The organism is Niastella vici (assembly GCF_002077945.1).
GTDB lineage: Bacteria > Bacteroidota > Bacteroidia > Chitinophagales > Chitinophagaceae > Niastella > Niastella vici.
Window position 1 is genome coordinate 18,800 of the sequence record NZ_LVYD01000068.1, and the last position, 22,058, is coordinate 40,857.

15 protein-coding genes are annotated in these 22,058 nt (G+C 44.3%); 9 read left to right on the forward strand and 6 right to left on the reverse strand.

The features are described 5' to 3' along the window. Positions 1-11 precede the first annotated feature (11 nt). The gene (locus tag A3860_RS30185; protein ID WP_081153718.1) at positions 12-794 is read right to left on the reverse strand and encodes an SDR family oxidoreductase; all 783 of its coding nucleotides are present in this window, start codon (positions 792-794) and stop codon (positions 12-14) included. 141 nt (positions 795-935) lie between these two features. Between A3860_RS30185 and A3860_RS30190 the strand changes: the two genes are divergently transcribed. From A3860_RS30190 to A3860_RS30215, 5 genes are all read left to right on the forward strand, one after another. Beyond that, positions 936-1,343 (forward strand): winged helix-turn-helix transcriptional regulator, encoded by a 408-nt coding sequence (locus tag A3860_RS30190; protein ID WP_081153720.1) that lies wholly within the window; start codon positions 936-938, stop codon positions 1,341-1,343. A 410-nt stretch (positions 1,344-1,753) separates the two neighbouring features. Continuing rightward, complete coding sequence (locus A3860_RS30195; protein WP_158085411.1) at positions 1,754-6,175, forward strand: gliding motility-associated C-terminal domain-containing protein; 4,422 nt, start codon at positions 1,754-1,756, stop codon at positions 6,173-6,175. 19 nt (positions 6,176-6,194) lie between these two features. Then, the gene (locus A3860_RS30200) at positions 6,195-6,584 is read left to right on the forward strand and encodes a hypothetical protein (RefSeq protein WP_081153724.1); all 390 of its coding nucleotides are present in this window, start codon (positions 6,195-6,197) and stop codon (positions 6,582-6,584) included. Positions 6,585-7,161: 577 nt separating this feature from the next. Continuing rightward, the gene (locus tag A3860_RS30210; RefSeq protein ID WP_081153728.1) at positions 7,162-7,977 is read left to right on the forward strand and encodes a M23 family metallopeptidase; all 816 of its coding nucleotides are present in this window, start codon (positions 7,162-7,164) and stop codon (positions 7,975-7,977) included. Positions 7,978-8,335: 358 nt separating this feature from the next. After that, positions 8,336-8,764, forward strand: a complete 429-nt coding sequence (locus A3860_RS30215; protein ID WP_081153842.1) for an EthD family reductase — start codon at positions 8,336-8,338, stop codon at positions 8,762-8,764. A 56-nt stretch (positions 8,765-8,820) separates the two neighbouring features. Here A3860_RS30215 and A3860_RS30220 read toward each other — a convergent pair whose 3' ends face one another. The 4 genes from A3860_RS30220 to A3860_RS30235 form a co-directional block, all read right to left on the reverse strand. Continuing rightward, positions 8,821-9,285, reverse strand: coding sequence for a carboxypeptidase-like regulatory domain-containing protein (locus A3860_RS30220; RefSeq protein ID WP_081153731.1), 465 nt, complete (start codon positions 9,283-9,285; stop codon positions 8,821-8,823). A 506-nt stretch (positions 9,286-9,791) separates the two neighbouring features. Continuing rightward, positions 9,792-10,559 carry an ABC transporter permease gene (locus A3860_RS30225; RefSeq protein ID WP_081153734.1) on the reverse strand — a complete coding sequence of 256 codons (768 nt, stop codon included), beginning with the start codon at positions 10,557-10,559 and terminating at the stop codon, positions 9,792-9,794. Continuing rightward, the gene (locus A3860_RS30230) at positions 10,560-11,327 is read right to left on the reverse strand and encodes an ABC transporter ATP-binding protein (RefSeq protein WP_081153736.1); all 768 of its coding nucleotides are present in this window, start codon (positions 11,325-11,327) and stop codon (positions 10,560-10,562) included. Positions 11,328-11,340: 13 nt separating this feature from the next. Beyond that, a complete protein-coding gene (locus A3860_RS30235) occupies positions 11,341-12,303 on the reverse strand; it encodes a pentapeptide repeat-containing protein (RefSeq protein ID WP_216823541.1) in 963 nt (320 codons plus the stop codon). Between the two features lie 290 nt (positions 12,304-12,593). Between A3860_RS30235 and A3860_RS30240 the strand changes: the two genes are divergently transcribed. The 3 genes from A3860_RS30240 (at position 12,594) to A3860_RS30250 (ending at position 15,033) form a co-directional block, all read left to right on the forward strand. Continuing rightward, positions 12,594-13,316 (forward strand): hypothetical protein, encoded by a 723-nt coding sequence (locus tag A3860_RS30240; RefSeq protein WP_081153741.1) that lies wholly within the window; start codon positions 12,594-12,596, stop codon positions 13,314-13,316. Positions 13,317-13,371: 55 nt separating this feature from the next. After that, positions 13,372-14,157: a slipin family protein gene (locus tag A3860_RS30245; RefSeq protein ID WP_081153743.1), complete on the forward strand. Its 786-nt coding sequence runs from the start codon at positions 13,372-13,374 to the stop codon at positions 14,155-14,157. 303 nt (positions 14,158-14,460) lie between these two features. Further along, the gene (locus A3860_RS30250) at positions 14,461-15,033 is read left to right on the forward strand and encodes an ADP-ribosylglycohydrolase family protein (RefSeq protein ID WP_081153745.1); all 573 of its coding nucleotides are present in this window, start codon (positions 14,461-14,463) and stop codon (positions 15,031-15,033) included. 40 nt (positions 15,034-15,073) lie between these two features. Here the strand turns inward: A3860_RS30250 and A3860_RS30255 are convergent, their stop codons facing one another. Next, positions 15,074-15,868: an SDR family NAD(P)-dependent oxidoreductase gene (locus A3860_RS30255; RefSeq protein WP_081153747.1), complete on the reverse strand. Its 795-nt coding sequence runs from the start codon at positions 15,866-15,868 to the stop codon at positions 15,074-15,076. A gap of 274 nt (positions 15,869-16,142) precedes the next feature. Between A3860_RS30255 and A3860_RS30265 the strand changes: the two genes are divergently transcribed. Further along, positions 16,143-22,055, forward strand: a complete 5,913-nt coding sequence (locus A3860_RS30265) for an Ig-like domain-containing protein (protein ID WP_081153751.1) — start codon at positions 16,143-16,145, stop codon at positions 22,053-22,055. Positions 22,056-22,058 lie beyond the last annotated feature (3 nt).

The following is a 22,058-nucleotide window of genomic DNA, read 5'->3' on the forward strand; positions in this document are numbered from 1 at the left end:
TTACTAGCTTTTTATCGTGCAGAATTTTGTGGCAGCAATTGCTTTGCATGCTTCTTTGAATTAACCAAACCGAAAGCCATTTTAGGGAAGAGCCGGTTGATAATATAGAGCAATTTCGTATCACCAACGCGAATGGTAAATCGCTCATTTTTAAGTCCTGCAATAAGAGATTTTACCAGGTTCTCAGGGGTTACTTTCTTATCGTTCCTGGCGGCTGTCATGTCAGTTGCAACCACCGGAGGTAAAAGTTCAAACACTTTCACATTGCTGTTTAGAACCTCTAAATGTTTTCTGAGTGTTTCCGTATAAAAGCGTAGTGCCACTTTGGAAGCGGAATAGGTTGCTTCAATTACCGAAGGAACATAACTAAGAATTGAAGTTGTGTTGATAATTGCGCTTTCTTTTCTTGATTTCAACATTTCCATAAAAAGATTATTCAGGCGGATGACACCGAAATAATTGGTGCTCATTTCATACTCTGCTTCTTTTAAATGTCGGTCGTTTGCCACTCCCAAATTAGTTGACATGCTTAAAACACCAGCGTTATTATATAAAATGTCGATTCCACCGAGTTCCTTAATTTGGTTGAAAAGCCTCTGCGCATCATCGGTATTTGCAACATCACTTTTTATAGCAATCAGGGTTGGATGTAGTTTTTTCACTTTATCTAATCTTGACTGGTCCCGGCCTGTGATTATCACTTTTGCACCATTAGCTAAAAATTGCTTTGCTGCTTCCAGACCAATACCTGCTGTACCGCCAGTGATCAATATAGTTTTTCCTTGTATTTCCATGTTTTTGGTTTATTTAATATTGTTGAAAGTTTCCAGGTTTGTTTGTTTCTTTTCTTGTTGTTCTATAACTTTACTTGCAATATGCAAGTGCAAATATATAATTTACTTGCAAAATGCAAGTGTATTTAAGCAATTTTATTTATGTTAAAATCTAAGAAAAGGTCAGATTGCCCTATCAGCAGTTCGCTTGATATCTGGGGCGATAAGTGGTCGCTGTTGATAATCAGAGATTTGATGGATGCAAAAGAGTGTACCTATGGCGACTTTTTAAAGTCGCCGGAAAAAATAGCTACCAATATTTTAGCTGCAAGGTTGCAAAATTTGGAAGAAAACAAGCTTATTGAAAAATTAGAACATCCGGATAGTAAAGCCAAAGTGTTGTATAAGTTAACCCGGAAAGGGGTTGACTTAGTCCCCGTAATGATTGAAATAAGCTTATGGGCTGAAAAGTATTTTTCTATACCGGAAGACAGAAAAGCAATGTTGAAAGAAGTTAAAAAAGATAAGGCTGGATTTATTAAGGCAGCAATAAAAGAATTGGTGAGTTAAATCGTAAATGGAGGAACCGTGTTCAGGAAAGCTGCTCGCACGGGGCTGTGGGGGAGCGGGGAGGCAACGAACCGCTCTACCCGAAACCTGCTAATACAGGATTTAAAGATTTTGGGACAGTTGGCAATGCTTACCTGCCGGCATGAACGAAAATATGACCACGCCTTTTGAATTAGCCGCAAATGATGCTATATTGTGTAATTTTGGCATCAAAGACCCTAAAAACCATCTAACCTGTAATACCCGTCGAGAACATGCGCGCTTGTTTCTTAACCCTTGTATTAGTCATACTTTGCCTGACCGGTTTTTCCCAGGATCAGCATTTGCCTCCGCCAATAACGGCGACCAAACTTCCTCCAATACCCAAAAAAGTTCCGCTTTACAAAAGCAAGCCTTCGAATGCCCGCACAATGACCTTCGCCTTTCCCATAAACGACTGCGCTACCTATACTTTTAAAATGCTGTTAGGCAACGCAGCTTCTCAAAATCAGATCAGTGATATTCTTGGCAGCACGACAGGCTACAGCTTTCAGGCCGGCTATACCACCGTCAATGGTGGTCAGCAGGATGCATTATTGCAACAATTGGACATCAATGGCCAGGTTATGTGGTCCAAAACGCTGGGCACACCCACAAAAAACGAACGCATTCACCGCATCGCCCGTATGCCCGACGGTAATATTGTACTGGTAGGCACCAACGAAGATCCTGGCGGCGCCGCTCAGCAACCATTCATTGCACTCAGCGATATAAATGGCAACCTGTTATGGATGAAATTGCTGCAAACGACTACTAACTACAGGGGCGTGGCCGTATATGTAGGGGAGGGGGAAGACATTGGAATGGTGGCAGAAGATGATTCTACCATGCTATACGGCCGGTTCGATAAAACCGGAAGCCTGAGGTGGATGAACAAAGTGCAGGCGCTGCCGCAAAGCACTACCATTGGCATTACAGTGGGGCCGTACGATTATTTTGACTGGTACCTGGCTTATACGGGTGTACAGGCGGGCCGCAAAGTAGGAGGTATGCTCACCATCAACGCCGCTAATGGCGCTATAAAAGGCTCCAGGCAATTCGGGGGTGCGGCAGACAATGCCGATTTCATCTTCCACGATATGCAATTGATCAATATGCGGCCGCGGATCATTGGGGTGTATGCTGTAAACGGGGGGCCTTACCAGTTGTTCAAGATGTCGTCTTACAATGGTTTTGTAACGATGGGCTTATTCGAAACCTATCAAATGCCTGCCATTACTTTCGACGCCACTACGACCAGCGTGCTCACAGACCGGGCAGATGTGATTGCGTTTATGAACACCAGCGGCAGCAATGACCTTTATATGCTTAAGTGCATTGGTGAAGAAGCCAGTTCTTATAATGCGCCCATTGAATTTACAAAGCAATTTGCCGGGTTTGCCGGCTATCAGCCTTCGGCTATAGATCGCACGGCAGATGGCGGTTTTTTGATTGCCTGTAATGCTGCCGGTGCAAAACCGCTCTTTTTAAAAACCGATTCGTCAGGATGGGTAGGCGGTTGCGAGGGCACTGCGTTTACTGTTACCCGCACAGCAAGCTATGGTTCTTATACAACACAATCGGTATCGAATACGGCAACCGTGCTGGTGCCCCCTGTAACGTCACCGGGCTGGGTCTTCCAACCGGCGCTTATCGATACAGGGTTCACCTGCCGGCAGCTCAGTTGCCCGCCAAAACCAATAGAAGATACCTGTGTATATACTTTTTACCGCAGTTTCAGAAGTACTCATTTCTGTGACATGGCGTCAGACCTGTCAGTGAACGCTAACAACGAAGTAATGGTTACCGGCTCTATGCGCGATGATGGCTATACACCTGGTACAACGCATGCCATCCTCATCAACTACGATGCAAAGGGGAAACTCGTGAACCGTAAAAAGGTACAGCTTGGTGATAGAGCGGGTTTGGGAAGGCAATTTCAAATGCATGATGGCAACCTGCTGGTAATGGGCAGCTCCAGTTATAATGGAAAAGGCTATTTCACGGTCAGCAAATTCACCCCTAACCTTAATATACTCTGGAATAAGGCGTTGCCAGTGCAGGACGTTTATAACGACTATTTTGACCTGTTAGAAGATGCCAATGGCGACATCTATCTGCTCTTCCAAAACGACCCCTTTACCTTTGGCAATGAGCAGCTTTCCCTCATCAAATTAGATGCTGCCGGGAACCTGTTGTGGAGAAAAAACTATACATCTGGTAACAGTTTTATGACAGGTACATATGGCCATATGTGTCAGGATGAACAGTACCTGTATTTCGCAATGAATATGCCTAATTCAGCCAGCACCATGTTGTTTAAAATGGAAAAGGCCGGGGGGAACCTGGTATGGGCCAAAAGTATTACCGGGACCGGACGAGGTATTGGAATGGAGAGAGATCTGCAATTACTGCAGGGTAAATTGGTGTTGTCGGGTTATGTTGATATCAACAACGCCAGGACCGTAACGGCTATTCTGTTTCTCGATAAGAACGGTAACCAGGTGTACACAACGGCTTTCTCTTATAAGAATCAGTCGCTTTCCTCAACTACCCTGGTTACCAAAAACGATGAGTTGGTACTGAGCGGGTTTATGTTTGATAATACGTTAAGTCCATATGGAGGCTTTAATGTTTTTCTCAGGCTCGATGCAAATGGAAAGGTGTTGTACAGCAAGCGCATATTCTCTACAGATGCGGCCTTCCCCAGCCATGTAGCCGAAGCAACAGATGGCGGTCTTTACGAGGTGGGTAATTTTTATTATAACAATCCTTATACTACCGACCTGTACCTTAAAAAATACGCTTTTGACGGCACCATGGGCAATTGTATGACGGAGAGCTATGGCTATCTGCAGGAAACCCCCACTTTCACCATTACCCCGGTCAATTTTATTACCACTACTTCGCCACTTACCCTGATAACGCTTCCTTATTCGGAAGATGACTATTCGTTGCAGCAAAGCAGACTGGTATGCAGCTCGCCGATCACTTGTTTAAATCCTCAGCTAACGGGCCCTGCCAGCATTTGCAGTGCGGCTCCTGTATATGAATACCGGGTGAAAAAAAGTGCAGGCTGTACTGCTCCTGTAAGTTGGGAGTTTGATACCAGAATGGTGAAAGCCATCTCTACAAGCGATTCATTATTGAAAGTGCAATTCATAGGAAACGGCGTTTCAAAGATCTATTCGGGTATTTTTTCGGGTTGCCGCCTGTTGAAAGACAGTGTAGAGGTGCAGGCTTCCGTGGTGACGAACAACCTTGAGCTGGGCAACGATACCGTGCTGTGTACCGGCACTTCGGTAGTATTGAAAGCCAACCCGGGCTTTGTTGATTATACGTGGCAGGACGGTTCTACGGCTACGAATTATACCGTGACTGCACCCGGGAAATATTATGTAACTGTGTCAGACGCCTGTGGCGCGAAGTTGAGTGATACACTCGTTGTGTCAGCTGCCCCACCCATTGTGTTCGATATTGGTAACGATACCAGTTTATGTGTGCATGACAAGCTGAATGTAACGGCGCCAACCGGTTTCCTGCATTATACCTGGACGCCCAATTACAACATCGATAAAACCAATAGTAATGCAGTAACGCTTTCTCCGGAAGTTGATACCATGTACCGGATTGCAGTTGAGAAAACGCCGGGTTGTTTTGGCTATGATTCTATCCATATCACAGTCAAACATCCTTTGCCTTTGCATATCGGCAACGACACCAGTTTTTGCGAAGGCGCTTCCGCAACCTTCAGCCCGGGGGCCGGCTTTCAGCTGCCGCAATGGAGCACGGGTAGCAAGGATCCCTCTATTACTGTTAACCGAACCGGTACTTATTCCGTAATAGCCACCGGCAGCAATAGTTGTATATCGTATGACACCGTAACCGTGCAGGTGTATACCGTTCCCATGCATATTGCCAACGACACCAGCTTTTGTGCAGGCGGTGCTGCCACGTTCAGCGTGGGTACGGGCTTTCAGCAGCAGCAATGGAGCACTGGCAGCAAAGCTGGATCCATAACCGTAAGTAGCAGTGGCGTTTATTCGGTGATAGCTACAGCCATCAACAGTTGCATATCCTACGATACCGTGCAGGTTACGGTGTATACCAATCCCACCGTTACTTTACCAAAGGATGCAGAATTGTGCGCAGGAGCAACTGCCGTATTGGATGCCGGAAACGGATTTGCGAATTACTTGTGGCAGGATGGAAGTACGGCTTCCAAACAGACAGTGCAAAATACCGGCGTGTACTGGGTACAGGTAACAGATCGCAATAATTGTAAAGACAGCGATACCACTGCTATAACCCGCATCAATCCATTACCCGCTGCGTTTTTGCCTGGCGATACTGCATTGTGCAGTTATGCAAAATTAGAAATTCATCCTTTAAATAAATTCTCCAGTTATTTGTGGAGCAACAATGCTGTTTCTTCTTCTATCACTGTTCAGCAACCAGGTATTTACTGGCTGGCGGTACAGGATGCGAACGGTTGTTCCGGCCGCGACAGCATCGTTGTACTGCCAAAGCAATGCTTGCAGGGATTTTTTGCCCCCAACGCCTTCTCGCCCAATAAAGATGGGAAGAATGAAACCTTCAAACCCACCTTAATTGGCAATGTGGTGAAATTCCAGCTTCTCATCTTTAACAGGTGGGGACAGATAGTTTTCCAAAGTTCTGATTGGAATACCGGTTGGGATGGGAATTTGGCGGGTAAACCCCAAAGCGCGGGCGCTTTCGTATGGACGTGTTCCTTCCAATTTGAAGGTGCTCCAATGCAAAAAGAAAATGGAACGGTGATATTGGTGCGATGAATATTTATAAAAATAGACAATGAAAAGTTTTCAATTAATACTACTTTGTTTGGTATGTGTTGCCAAAAGTTATGGCCAGGGAGGCCGGATAGTTGTAGAAATTACAAAAGAAAAACATAAGAGCTATACTATTAAAGTGATTCAGTGGGTTAATCCCCGTGCAGATTCTTCCTGGCTGCCATCTATTGAGAAAGACCTTAACCGGTCAATTCCGGCTAATAAACACATCAAAAAAGGAAAATATGTAGTTTCAGCCCGTTTTATTGCAGACAAAGATGGTAATATATGTGAAGTAGAATGTGAAAATGATCCCGGGTTTGGAATAGGTGCAGATGTTGTGCGTGCACTTAAAAAATCTGGGAAATGGGTTTCCGGTAAGGGATATATAGTGCAGCCTTACAAGCATTGATGAGGGGCGCGGGTATGCTGAGTACGCGCTGGCAAAATGGTACTATCTTCTTCCTGTCCTTCCATTAAGCAGTTGTTCGGGGCCTGACGAATAAAACCCGGTTTTGATTCTTACTATTTATCTTTATCAAAAAGCCAGGCAGCAGTTCCGGACGGACGAATATAAAATTCCCCACCATCGGCAATACCTGCTCGTTAGCCGTAACTTTAAAAGTAAAATAGCAATGAAATTTGAATTTTTAAGTAACGACTATTTTATTAACCTCATTGAAATTCATCAACTTAAAAACATAATAAATACAATATGATTTATACCAGGTTCCATTGAAATAGTGAAAACACGGCGATGCGCATATCTGTTGTATTTATATATGTTATTTTCCCGTCTCCGGTCTCGGAAAGATACCCAAAAACAAGTAACTTCAAACTATACACTCCTTCGATTTTAGCAGATTGACAATATTTGGCAAAATAAGGGAACTGAAAAGACAATAGATGAAATGACGGTATGCGTTCAACCTGGCCCTGGAGGGTAAGTCGGAATAACTTTAGCCACCTTTCTAAAAAGAAATATTTGCATGAAAGTATTTTTCTGTAGTCTTTTCCTGTGTGTTAACCTGGTTTTCAGCGGCATGGCTCAAACGACAAAAGTATTTTACGAACAAAAGGAGCAGGAGTTTGTGATCTATGCCGACAATAATGAGTTGTGCCCTGTATCTCTTACTATAAACCTGGATTTGTCAAATCTGGCTTTTTCAGATAAGGATAAAAAAGTTTTTGTAATCCCACCCAAAACTGAACGATACAGAATTGGCGAACTGACACCAGTGAAAAAAAACGATGGAACAAAATTCAGTTACAATTACAAAACTGCGCTGGGCGATATAACGGTAAAAAAATACGATACGTCATTTGTATATGATCTGCCATTTCAAAAAGGTAAATTATTCAGGGTTCATCAGGGATACAACGGTATATTTTCCCATCAAAACGAAAAAGCCATTGACTTTACAATGCCGGAAGGCACTGAAATATTAGCGGCCAGGGAAGGCAGGGTTGTTAAAATTGTACAAAACAACACCGAATCGTGTCCAAGGGAAGAATGCAAAAAATACAATAACTATATTATAATCATGCATGCTGATGGCACTTATGGATACTATGCCCACATAAAATACAATGGATCGAAACTGAAGCCGGGAGACTACATACAGAAAGGGAGTGTTATTGGGTACAGTGGAAATGTTGGCTGGTCAAGCGGACCGCATTTACATTTTGCCTGTTTTCTGCCAGCCTTTGACAAATGGCAAACACTGGAAACCAAATTCAGGATTGACAACGGAGAAAATGTTGTACTCCTAATGGAAGACAAAGAGTACAAGAGGGATTATTAATGCCCGTGTCAATTTGAATAACTATCTGTTACAATAAATTGCTGACCATTGGAGCCTTTAGTGATAGCTATTGTACATTGGCCATTTCGATCTACCCAGCATATTCGACATTCATAGCATTGCCATTTTGTGAGAAGCGATCCTTCACCGTCAATGCACAGGTTAATTTGATATTTTTTGATACAAATAAAAACAAAAAAACACATAATCATTTAAATTACGTGGGCGTCTGTATTCTGTGAATCCTATGGTACAAAACTCGAACCTTTTTATATTAGATTTACGTAAATTAACTGAAATAGCATACAGATGGAAATACTTGGCAATTTATATATTCTGTAACTTAAAGAAACTAATTATGAAGTTTAAACTAATTTTATTGTTTTTGCTTTTAAACATTTGTTTTGTGGCATTTAGTCAAGACAAGCAATCTGAAAAATCCCAAAAACAGGACATTACTGTTACTGAAAAAGGCTTAATTAAGGTATCCATTATGTACCCGTACGCGGAGGGTAAAACCTTCAATATGGAATATTATGAAACTAAGCACATGCCTATGGTGGCGGGTTTTTTAGGGTCAAATCTGGTAAAATATACTATTGAAAAAGGGCTTTCCAGTGGTATTCCTAATCAACCTTTACCTTTTATGGCTATTGGCACATTTTATATAAAAAGCTTAAGTGAATATCAAGCGGCAATAGCTCCTAATAGAGATGCGATCCGTGCAGATTTTGTCAACTATACTAATGTTAGTCCTGTCATTTTGGTGAGTGAAGTGATAAAATAAAGTTAGCATTTATCAAAATAGCTCAGTTTGGGCATTTGAAACTTTGTAGCTCGAACCTAAATTACTTGTGTAATTGTATAATAATTCTGAAGGACAAGAAATCCAGTCAGTAAAATTCCTTGAAAACATTTGAGAAGGATTTTATCGACCTTTACCTCAATAACAGGTTTTTGAGCTGTCACTACGACTTCCTTAAGAATTTTAGCTGTTTTCTGCAATACGATTATTATATCGCCAGCTACGCTTGTGTCGCGAACAACCACTCTTCCGGAACGGGCGAAGGAATATCCTGTGTGTGAAACATCAATAAAATAACTTCCAACGGGAGCATTGAATGTAAACCGTCCCGCTGAATCCGATACACCTAATTTTACAACGGCCGAATCGACCGCTTTTCTGAGGGTAACCGATACATTTTTAACCCCATAGCCTCCTTCATCTTTTATGCAGCCGGTTATTACCTGTGCATGGCCAAAATACCATGAACATAAAAGGACAAGTGTCGCATATATCGGTTTCATAATAACGATCGTTGGAATTAAATCCTCACCCCCTTTCTTTCTGGCGGTATATATTCCAGAAGCCCAGCAGCAGCGCCAGCACAAAACAGGTCAGGCATATTCATTCGCCAGACGGTTATACCGGTGGGCGAAACCTACAAAGAATCGTTCTTTTGGTTATTGAATAACAAAAATCTTTTCTAACGCGTACATTTTACTTTTTTTACAATACCCGGAACTACTACAGGAATTTTGGTAAAACCTGAAAAGATTATTAGCGCCACTAGGATAAAGCTACCGCTTAGTTATGTAACGGCTTACTAACCATGTTTGCTACCAATAGCGATTCGGACGATTTTAATACATGCCAATTTTAGGTTGGTCAGGACGCTACTCGTCAGACAAACTAATTGACTTTAACAACAACTTTACCTTTTGTACGACCCGTTTTTCTGCATAAGCCATCGCTTCATTGCTTTGCTGCTATAAGGTAAACCGGTATTTACCACCTCAACAAAAACAATCTTTTACCCCTGTTTCTTATACACTCTACTGGCAAGGAAACAAGCGACGAGCATAATTCCGACGCACCATGCAAGGGCAACCCAAATTTCGTTGCCTACTGGCTGATTTAAAAGTAGTGCGCGTATGGCTTCCACTATCGGGGTCACCGGCTGATTTTCGGCAAAGGCACGAACAGGCCCCGGCATAGACGCTGTGGGCACAAACGCAGAGCTGATTAACGGCAGGAAGTGAACCGGATAGGCAATTACACCCGCGCCATCCACGGATTTTGCTGACAATCCGGCAATCGCGGCTATCCATGTCAGGGCCAGCGTAAACAGTGCGATTATACCGGCCACGGCAAGCCATGACAATACTCCTGCCGGTGAGCGGAAGCCCATAATGAGCGCTACAAGAATGATTACGACAAGTGAAATCGCATTGGACACCAACGAGGTCAGTACATGTCCCCACAACGCGGCCGAACGCGCAATCGGCATGGAGTTGAAACGCTCGAATATGCCCCGTTGCTTATCTAAAAACAGGCGATAAGACACGTAGCCTATACTATTTGCAACGGCAATTAACAGTATACCAGGCAATAGGTAATTCACATATTTATCCGTACCGGTTTGAATGGCGCCGCCTAATACATAGACGAACAACAGCATCATTGCAATTGGCATAATGGTGACCGTGATGATGGTATCAAGGCTGCGGAAAATATGGCGCATGCTACGTCCAAGCATAACGCCCATATCCATAAAATAATAGTTCTTTATCGTTTCCATTTAATTTTCCATTTTTTTGCCGATGATCGCAAGGAAGATCTCCTCCAAAGTCGGCTGTTTTTCAATATATTCTACTTTTGCGGGTGGGAACAGCTTTTTGAGCTCCGCAAGCGTGCCGCTCACGATAATCCTACCCTCATGAAGAATGGCGATTTTATCGGCGAGCTGTTCAGCTTCCTCCAAATACTGGGTGGTGAGGAATACAGTAGTGCCACTGCCCGCAAGCTCTTTGACGATCTTCCAAACCTCAATACGAGCCTCGGGGTCAAGCCCGGTAGTCGGCTCGTCGAGGAAAATAAGCGGAGGTCTTCCAATGAGGCTCATGGCTATGTCAAGTCTGCGGCGCATACCGCCGGAATAAGTAGAAGCCTTACGGTCGGCAGCATCGGTCAATCCGAAGCGATTGAGTAGTTCTTCTGCGACTCGGCGCGGATTTTCGAGGTGCCGTAACTTCGCGATCATGATCAGGTTTTCCCTCCCGGTCAATATCTCGTCCACGGCAGCAAATTGCCCTGTCAGGCTGATCGACTGTCGCACATTGCCGGGTTTTGACGAAACGTCGAACCCGTTTACCATAACGTTTCCGCTGTCCTGCTTCAGTAACGTGCTGAGGATTTTGACAATGGTTGTCTTGCCTGCACCGTTAGAGCCGAGCAGGGCGAAAACACTGCCTGTTTTTACTTCAAAATCAACTCCTGTCAACACAGGAATGTTTTTATAGGATTTTTTCAATCCCTGCACCGAAATGGCGATTTCACTTTGCAACATATTTTTTATCTCCTTATGCTGTTAATAATGTGATACCGGTTAAATCGGCTTTTCCGTTTTTCAAAAAAGCATAGGTCAACTTATCTGCTTTGCAGTCAATAAACTGGATCCGTTTTAATCTCCTGTTGTTTTTAAAGAAAATGTTAATAAGCGTTGAATGCTGGAATGTCACCCTGTTAAATACGCAGTTTTCAAAAATGCAGTCCTCCAATGTACCTTCGAAAACTATATCGGCAATATGTGTATCAATAAAAGAGGTGCGATTCCACACTACATTTGCAATTGTATTATTCCCGAAGCCTCCGGATTTAAACACCACTCCGGTAAAATCGGCGCCGGAGAAATCGCAACCTTCGATATAACTCCTTGAAAATTCAGTTTCTTTCAGTGAACAGTTCTTAAATATATTGTTGGATAAGTTAGAACTCTGAATGTGGCTGCCGCTGATGTCGGAACCCGAGAAGTCACAGCTATCAATATTATTGCTATTTAGAATAAGTCCCGACATATCTGAACCAATAAACAGACAGCGCTGCATGTTGGAGGAACTGAATTTCTCATGCAGATTTTTCAACCCGGAAAAGTCAGTGTCTACCAGGTTCTCGCGTGACATATCCCAACTAAGCTTTTTCTCCTGCTTTCCGGATGGCATCCGATAGCTATCGGATTCATCGGATCGTTTAACCAAAGGCTCAACGGGCGTCACCTCAGTGACCTCAGATTGGAAGTTTTCTGAAAAATAGTTAAGATCAACACCCAGAATTTCCGCGAGACTGTTAAAAGTAGTGATGTCTGGCATTGATTCTCCACGTTCCCACTTTCCGACTGCCTGAGAACTGATAAATAAACGCTGAGCAAGCTGGGCTTGAGAAATATTTATTTTCTTTCGTGCTTCGGCAATTTTATTGCCAATCATTTTAGCATTTAACATAGTACTATCTCTTTGTTTTGACACTTCAAAGATATTCAGATTCATTCCTGAATCAGTATAAAAGCAACAACTCTTAGTTGCAATTACGCTACTTATAGTAGTTATTTAACAACTATTAGTAGTTTAAGTCGGGATTTAAGATTAATGCTTTTTTTGTGAGTAGAAAACCACCTGCAACATGTTTTTTAGGGGGGACTTTCAGTGAAGGATAGATAGAATGAGAATAACCAATTATTTAGGGATGATTAAACGACAATTCCTATTAAATCCCATTGAAAATGATTAGAATTATATAAATTTATTTATTAATAAAAATCAGGAATAATACAGTCAAAATGAGATTAATCCTTTCTACGCTACTACTTTTTGCAGCCGTCCAGTCTATTGCACAAAATGAACTAAAAGGAAAATGGTACTGCTTTTCTTTTAAAATTTATAAGGTTATTGAATACAGTTTTGACTCCACGAATGTTGTAATGGGAATGCTTGATTGGGACCTTACAAAACAACCAGTAACCGATCCTGCCAGAATAATCAGGATAGTCAAAAACCGGGGTAATTTGTATTACTTAATAAAAGGTGGACAGGACACAAGTGTGGTAAGTTTACTTCTCTTTTCGTCTGTTAAGTCAGATAGTTCTTTTGTACTATCAACCACTTCTGATGGCCATACGAACTATGATGAACTGGTCGATGCTTTAGCTTTCATTCAAGCTGATACACTTCAGAGGCCCGGATTGATTTTTTATTCTGAAAAGCAGTTACACAGATTTAAAACTTTACGGGGCGTTTCGACTATTACAAAAGAAAATTACAAAAAATACCTGCTTGGTCTCATTCAGGCAAGGCAAGAATTTGAAAAGTTTGCCTCAAATAGCAATTCAGATTTTGGACCTATGTTTTTTGCAGGCTATTTGCCAAACCAGGCCAGGAAAGTTCTTGTAAGCCTTGGCTATAACCCGCTCATTGATGACGAACATTTATTTCGTATCGACGAAAAATTCAAAGATGATAAATCGTTGAAAGAGTTAAGGGATAAAGCCTTAAAGTTTGAATAAAGTTACTAAAGTTAACAGCGGAAGACAATCTTATACAGCTATTTAAAATATAACAATGACACTTCCTGTTATTATTGGAGCAATAGTGCTTCTTTTTATTATTCTTGGACTTTGTATTGCTCAGGAATATGAACGGGCAATTGTTTTTAGACTTGGTAGATTTCACGGAACAAAAGGCCCTGGATTGTTTTGGATAATTCCATTTATTGACAAAAAGAAAACAATCGACATTCGTACAAAGACCGTTGATTTAGAACAACAGGAAACAATTACAAAGGATAGCGTAACGATAAAAGTCAATGCTGTTCTATGGTTTAGAGTAACTGATCCTGAAAAAGCGATTATAAAAGTAGCTGACTTCTACAAAGCAGTTTATCAATTTTCAGTTACTGCATTGAGGAACATTATTGGTCAACATTCGCTTGACGAAGTTTTAAAAGAGCGGGAACAAATAAATGGAACGCTTCAAAAAATTGTAGATGCTGCGACTGAGCCCTGGGGAATAAAAATAGAAATGGTAGAAATGAAAGACGTTGAAATTCCCGAAGCAATGCAAAGAGCAATGGCGAGAGAAGCTGAAGCGATAAGAGAAAAAAGAGCAAGAATTGTAAAAGCGGAAGCCGAGCTTGAAGCATCATTAAAATTAACACAAGGAGCGAAAGAAATGGAAGGAAGCCCGATTGCACTCGAACTACGAAGAATGCAAATGTTATCTGAAATTGGAATTGACAATAACACAACGACAATTGTTTTATTGCCTTCTGAATTTACAGCAGCAGCCAAAAGTTTTACAGAAATGGTAACCACAAAAAAAATTGACAAAACCAGTAAAAGTGAGTAAACGCTGCAAGCAACATCAGGTTTTATATATTTGAAGGGCTTCATTTTTTAGTCGGGGCAACCGGATTCGAACCAGCGGCCCCACGTCGTACTTAGTGCGCTACTGGACTGCGCTACTTAATTTATTTTTCAAGTATATACTTCAGATTCGTCAAACTTGTATCCATATCCTTTGAAAGCATTTTTTCCATCATTGACAACATCATTTTCATGGGGTACTTCATCGTGCATGCATTACTCCCTTACTTTTGTTTGATTGTCTGATACAGGCTCTGTAATCATTTTTACATGGCAACAGCTGGAAATGGTCTCACAAAACGGATCTACCGGCGCCGCTATGCGTTCAGGGCCTATCGGGGCTTATTTTTATGAGGATACATCAGCAGTAATTGAGCAGGCAAAACTGGCGGCAGCAATTACGCATGCGCATCCGGAAGGTATTGCCGGTGGCATTGCGGTGGCACTGGCTGCCTGTGTTTGTGCCCGTTATGCATTGAATGAAACGGCTTTATCTGCCAATAACTTCTACGATTTTATTATCGATCACATGTCTGCAAGTGAAGTGAAAGCCAAAATACAAAAAGCCAAAACGTTGCCTGCGGGTTATGATGTTAGAACGATTGTGTCTGTATTGGGTAATGGTACTAATTTGACTGCTCAGGATACAGTGCCTTTTGCCTTATGGTGCGCTGCAAATAATACCGGTTCATTTTCTGAAGCCATATGGACGGGGATAAGCGCCCTGGGCGACCGTGATACTATTGCAGCCATTATAGGAAGTATTGTTGTATTATCTGCCGGTTCAACCAGCATTCCCGAACAATGGATACTACAGGCAGAGCTATTCAATACATCTCCTTTTTTTAATAAATCATAAAAGTAAGGCAGGTAACAATCACTACCTGCCTTCCCGTTTATTATAAGATCGATCTTATCAAACCGCCTTCCACCCGAAGGGCCGCGCCATTGGTGGCTGAGGCCAGCGGACTTGCCACGTATGCCACCATGTTAGCCACTTCTTCTGTTGTCGCAAACCGTTGTAACAGGGAGGTGGGCCTGAAATTTTGGAAGAATCTGGATTCCATTTCGTCAAAGCTCACATTTTCCTGTGTAGCCAGGCTATTCACAAAATCACCAACGCCCCTTGATTTGGTGGGTCCGGGTAAAACGCTGTTCACCGTTACGTTGGTGCCTTTTGTCAATTCTGCCAGTCCGCGGGCAATGGCTACCTGGGCGGTTTTCGTCATGCCATAATGGATCATTTCATCGGGAATGAATACGGCCGATTTGCTGGAAACAAAAATAATGCGGCCCCAATTCTGTTGTAACAATTGGGGAAACACATGACGCGATAGCCGTACGCCGCTCATCACGTTCACCTCAAAAAAGTGGAACCAGTCCTCGTCGGGGATTTCGGCGAAAGGTTTGGGCTCAAAGATGCCTACATTGTTAACCAGGATATCAATGGGTGGCAACTTTTTTATCAGGGTGTCTACTTCTTCTTTCTTCCCAAAATCAGCGGCAATACCGGATACCCTGCCGTTAGGAAAAGCCTGCTGAAGGGTTTTTACCACTTCCTCAACCTGGTTTTCTTTACGTCCGTTAATGATAACGGTAGCATTTTCTTTCAATAAAACTTCGGCAATAGCCAGTCCAATACCGGCTGTGGAGCCGCTTATAAAGGCCGTTTTGTTATGTAGTTGCAGGTCCATCGAATATTTTTATAGGATTACAAACAGACGGTGCAAAAAGTTGTTCGGGAGCCCTTCAGCCCTTTGAAAGGCCCACCTTACCTGCATACCTGCTTTGCATTTAAAAAAATAAGAATATCTTTGCCCTGTAACTTCTACAAAGTTTACCTCGTTCATTTCCCAACCAACGTTCGCAGTTAGTTTTCCCACGGTTTTCATTTTTAGCAGTGCGCTGTTGTCAATACGCCTTTTATTGACTTACAGGTACTTATACCCCTAATTGCAATGGAATTTTATGCGTGTATGCCGTTTGAACCCTAACTGGATATCGAAGATCTGTTTATCCCGTACTTTTCTGCCATTGTTTCTGATAACCATCAGTTGTATTGCCGTACAGGCCCAGGCGCCTTCAATAACGTCCTTCACGCCCAATCCCGTTTGCCAGGGAAGCACTATCACCATAACCGGCGCCAATTTTACAAATGTCAGTGCCGTGACATGCGGTAATCTCAATGCTGCCAGTTTTACCGTTAATGATGCCAACACCATTACTGCAGTGATCGCTGACTTAGCAACAAGCGGTTCCGTAACGGTAACCAACCCATCGGGTACGGTTACCAGTTCGGGAACGTTAAACATTTTATCGGCACCCAAACCCGATTTAACTGATGTGGGTAATCCAAATGCGCCTTTTACGAATTGCAATGGTAACGCCACCTATGTGCTCAGGGTAAGCAATAGCTCTTTAGCTACAGGTTCTGGCAATGCATATCAAATAAACTGGGGCGATAATACAGCGCCTTTTTCAGCAACCGACTGGGCGCCCAATGCGCAAACAACACATACCTATATGGCACAGGGTTATTTTACGATAACCATTACCATTACACCGCAAAACGGTTGTACCAAAAGCACTACCTACCAGTTTTACAATGGACAGAACCCATTGGCCAGCTTTACCACTTCGGCGTCAACTACGGGTTTATGCATTCCGGCAACGGTTGAATTTGTTATTGGCAACTGGTTTAATAATTCAGCGGGCACTACCTATAAGGTAATTTTTGGCGATGGCACCCCCAGTGTCACTTTACAGCATCCACTGAACACCGCCAATACTGTGCAGTTATTATCGCATATTTACAATACTTCGTCATGTCCTGGTGCAGTTGATTATACAGCGAGGTTAGAAGCAAACAATGGCTGTTTTACTACTACCTATACCCTGAACCAGATCATTATAAGAAAAAAGCCTGTCGCCAATTTCAGTTTCAATCCTTCGCCGGCCTGTGTAAACAGTGCAATATGTTTCACTAATCAAACAACAAATGGTTATAGTGGCAACTCCTCCTGTAATACGAACGCCACCTTCAGCTGGGATTTTGGCGATGGAACAACCTCCACGGCGCCAACGCCGCCCTGTCATACCTATGCAGCACCCGGTAATTATACGGTTGTATTATCTGCAGCCAATGCAGCTTGTGGTAGCGATGCGATCTCAAAAACAGTTATCGTGGTTGCGCCATCGCCGCCGCCTGTCGTGGTTAGTCCGGTTGTGTATTGCCAGGGAAAGATTGCTACCCAACTTACAGCCACCGGCACTAATTTGTTGTGGTATACGAGTGCTACGGGTGGAACCGGATCGCCAACGGCGCCCACACCTTCAACCATTACTGCTGGCAGTACAACCTATTATGTAAGCCAGCAATTACCCAACAGTTGTGAAAGTGCACGGGTACCTATTGTAGTTACAGTGAATGCTTCGCCTGCAGCGCCCGCCGCCACTACGCCGGTGCTGCTTTGTCAAAATCAAACGGCTGCGCCGCTTACTGCTTCGGGAACCGGTTTGTTATGGTATAATGGGGCAACCGGTGGTACGGGTTCTGCTATGCCGCCCACGCCTGGTACGGCCAATGTAGGAAATACAAATTTTTATGTGAGTCAAACGGTGAATGGTTGCGAAGGTCCACGGGCGGTGATAGCGGTTTCGGTTAGTGCATTACCGGGGGCGCCTGCGGTTTCTTCCCCAATAAATTATTGCCAGAACCAGCCGGCCCCTGTGCTGACCGCAACGGGAACCGGTTTGTTATGGTATAATGCAGCAACCGGTGGTACGGGTTCTGCAACGCCGCCAACACCTTCAACGGCTACACCGGGCAGTACTACGTATTATGTAAGTCAAACCACTTCCTGTGGCGAAGGACCCAGAGCTTCTATAACTGTAAATGTGAACGCCAGCCCATCTGCTGCTATCAGTTATACACCTACGGTGCTTTGTAATGTGGCGAATACGCCCACAACGCCAAACCCGCCAATAGCGGTTACACAAACCGGCAGCGCTGGCGGTACGTATTCGGTGTCGCCGGCTGGTTTATCAATTAATACAACAACCGGGGAGATCAATCCTTCCGGGGCTACACCGGGCAATTACACCATTCGATATACTGTGCCCGGTACGGGCGGTTGTACCAACTTTGTAGCTACTGCAACTGTTTCCGTGAGCGGCACTCCTAATGCATCCATCAGTTACCCCGGTATCTGCACTTCTGATAATCCGGTAAGGGTAGCGCTTACAGGAACTGCTGGCGGTTCTTTTTCTGCTCCCGGCGGGTTAACGATAGATCAAACCACCGGCACCATTACGCCTGCCAGCAGTACGGCTGGCACCTATACCGTAACGTATTCTGTTTTGCCTTCGCCTCCCTGCCCTGGTTTTACTACCAACACTTCTGTTACCGTAAGCCAGGCGCCTTCGGCTGCCATTAGTTACAGCACGGCTACACTTTGTAATGTGGTTAATACTGTTACAACACCAAATGGTCCGGTGTCTGTAACGCAAACGGGTACACCGGGTGGTACATATTCGGTTTCGCCGGCTGGTTTATCAATTAATACAACAACCGGGGACATCAATCCTTCCGGGGCTACACCGGGTAATTACACCATTCGATATACTGTGCCCGGTACGGGCGGTTGTACCAACTTTGTAGCTACTGCAACTGTTTCCGTGAGCGGCACTCCTAATGCATCCATCAGTTACCCCGGTATCTGCACTTCTGATAATCCGGTAAGGGTAGCGCTTACAGGAACTGCTGGCGGTTCTTTTTCTGCTCCCGGCGGGTTAACGATAGATCAAACCACCGGCACCATTACGCCTGCCAGCAGTACGGCTGGCACCTATACCGTAACGTATTCTGTTTTGCCTTCGCCTCCCTGCCCTGGTTTTACTACCAACACTTCTGTTACCGTAAGCCAGGCGCCTTCGGCTGCCATTAGTTACAGCACGGCTACACTTTGTAATGTGGTTAATACTGTTACAACACCAAATGGTCCGGTGTCTGTAACGCAAACGGGTACACCGGGTGGTACATATTCGGTTTCGCCGGCTGGTTTATCAATTAATACAACAACCGGGGACATCAATCCTTCCGGGGCTACACCGGGTAATTACACCATTCGATATACTGTGCCCGGTACGGGCGGTTGTACCAACTTTGTAGCTACTGCAACTGTTTCCGTGAGCGGCACTCCTAATGCATCCATCAGTTACCCCGGTATCTGCACTTCTGATAATCCGGTAAGGGTAGCGCTTACAGGAACTGCTGGCGGTTCTTTTTCTGCTCCCGGCGGGTTAACGATAGATCAAACCACCGGCACCATTACGCCTGCCAGCAGTACGGCTGGCACCTATACCGTAACGTATTCTGTTTTGCCTTCGCCTCCCTGCCCTGGTTTTACTACCAACACTTCTGTTACCGTAAGCCAGGCGCCTTCGGCTGCCATTAGTTACAGCACGGCTACACTTTGTAATGTGGTTAATACTGTTACAACACCAAATGGTCCGGTGTCTGTAACGCAAACGGGTACACCGGGTGGTACATATTCGGTTTCGCCGGCCGGGTTGTCAATTAATGCTGCAACTGGTGCCATTAATCCTTCAGGTGCTACGGCCGGCGTCTATACCATAAAATATTCGATCCCCGGCTCGGGTAGTTGCACTGCATATGCTATAACAACAACTGTTACTGTGAATGCAACCCCAGTTGCTACTATACAGTATCCGGGATCGCCCTATTGTAGAGGTAATAATACGCCGCAACGGGTTAATTTATCTGGCACCACGGGTGGCGCATTTAGCGCCGGTGCGGGTTTGTCAATTAATTCATCAACTGGTGAAATCAATGCTTCACTCAGTACACCCGGCGTGTATACAGTAACATATACTATTGCCGCAGCACCACCTTGTCCGGGTTTTGTAACAACTACTACTGTGCAGATAGATGATAGTCCGGTCATAACATTCCCTGCAGCTACGCAAGCTATTTGTTCGGGCGGCACGGCCCTTTTTACGCCTTCTTCAACAGTGCCCAATACTACGTATAACTGGCGGGTCACAACGCCGTTACCAGCCAATGTATCGGGCATAAGCACTGGCAGTGCTGGTGGCGCTAACCCCATACTATCTCTATCGTTTACAAATACCGGCACCACCAGTCAAACGCTTACCATTCAGGTAACGCCGGTTAATCCGGGGCAAAATCCATGTCCGGGTACGCCCTATACGTTAACGCTGATCGTAAACCCTATTCCGCCTGCACCGGTTATCGATACCCTGCACCTGTGCATGGGTACGCCGCCTGTTGCATTGAGTATTTCATCATTGCCAGGCACTACCATTAAATGGTACGATCAAAATCAGGTATTATTGAACGCCGCTCCCGTTATCAATACTACCAATCCTGCTTTACTTACCTATTATGTGAGCCAGTCGTATGCCAGTGGTTGCGAAAGCCCGAAGTCAAAAGCTGTTGCCATGGTGCATCCCACGCCGGTAATTGTTGGTTCGTTGTACAGGGATCCAACTGCCTGTGGCATTCCATCGGGTTCCATTGTATTAGACCTGCTCGATCTGAATAACAATCCCATTCCCAATGTGCCGGTAACCGTGTATTATACAAAATTTCAAACCCCGCTTACATATACGGGTAATACCGATGCCAAAGGAAAGGTCACCATCCCTTTAACGGCTGGCACCTATTCGGGTATCTCCGTTGAAACGTATGGCTGCTCATCACAAAAAATTGCTCCTGTATTTGTGTTGAAAGATCCTTCGCCACCAGCACAACCGGTGGCGGGGTATAACCCGCCGGTCTGCAGTGGAACGCCATTGACCCTTACTGCGTTGTCGCCCACAAGCACCGTGGCCGGACCTATAGATTATGTGTGGGCCGGTCATGCGTTTGGACCAACACCCGATACCGTTAAAAATACCTCCATCACTTTCTCTTCGGCATCCGTTGCCGATGCCGGCACTTATGTGGTGTATGCAACGCAGAACAATTGTATTTCGTTGGCAACGAGTTTGCTGGTCGAAATAAAACAAGCGCCCTCAAAACCAGTGATCGTTACCAGAACACCTTTATGCGTGGGCGATAATCTTTATTTGCAGGCTTATAGCTCCATACCCGGTGCGAACCCGGTATTGCAGTATGTATGGAGAGGACCGGGCACGGGTTTCCCGGTAAATGCGCCTATGGCCGGCATCAATAATGTAAAGGTGGCCGATGGTGGCATCTATTCCATAACGGTGAGCTCGCCCCAAACGGGTTGCAGCTCCACTTCCGATACTTTAATACAAATAGGAGGGTACCCAATTGTAAAATTTGCCCGGGATTCATTGGTATTGCCAACAGGTTATTTGTTGCCATTAACGCCTGCGGTCACCAATGCTGCTGACCCTGGTATTTTGCCTATGAAGATCTTTACATGGACACCCGCGGAGGACATAGCCTGCAATGATGCCGTGTGTGGTTCTCCGGTTGCTACCATTAAGAACAATACTTGCTTTATTGCAAAGGGCACCAACATCTATGGCTGCAGCGGTGCCGATACGCTTTGTGTGAAAGTATTTTGTAAGGAGTCGCAGGTGTTGATCGCTAATGCTTTCACGCCGCGTGGCGCGGTGCCTGAGAATACAAAGCTGGTCGTACGCGCCACCGGTATTGTATCGGTGAAGTCATTCCGGGTATTTAACCGTTGGGGGCGCATCGTTTTTGAAAAGAATAATTTCCCGCCCAACGATCCATCATTTGGCTGGGATGGACAGGTGAATGGCAAGCCAGGGGATACCGGTGTATACATTTATACAATTGATGTTATGTGCGAGAATGGGGTGCCATATACATATAAGGGGAATGTTACATTACTTTAAAAT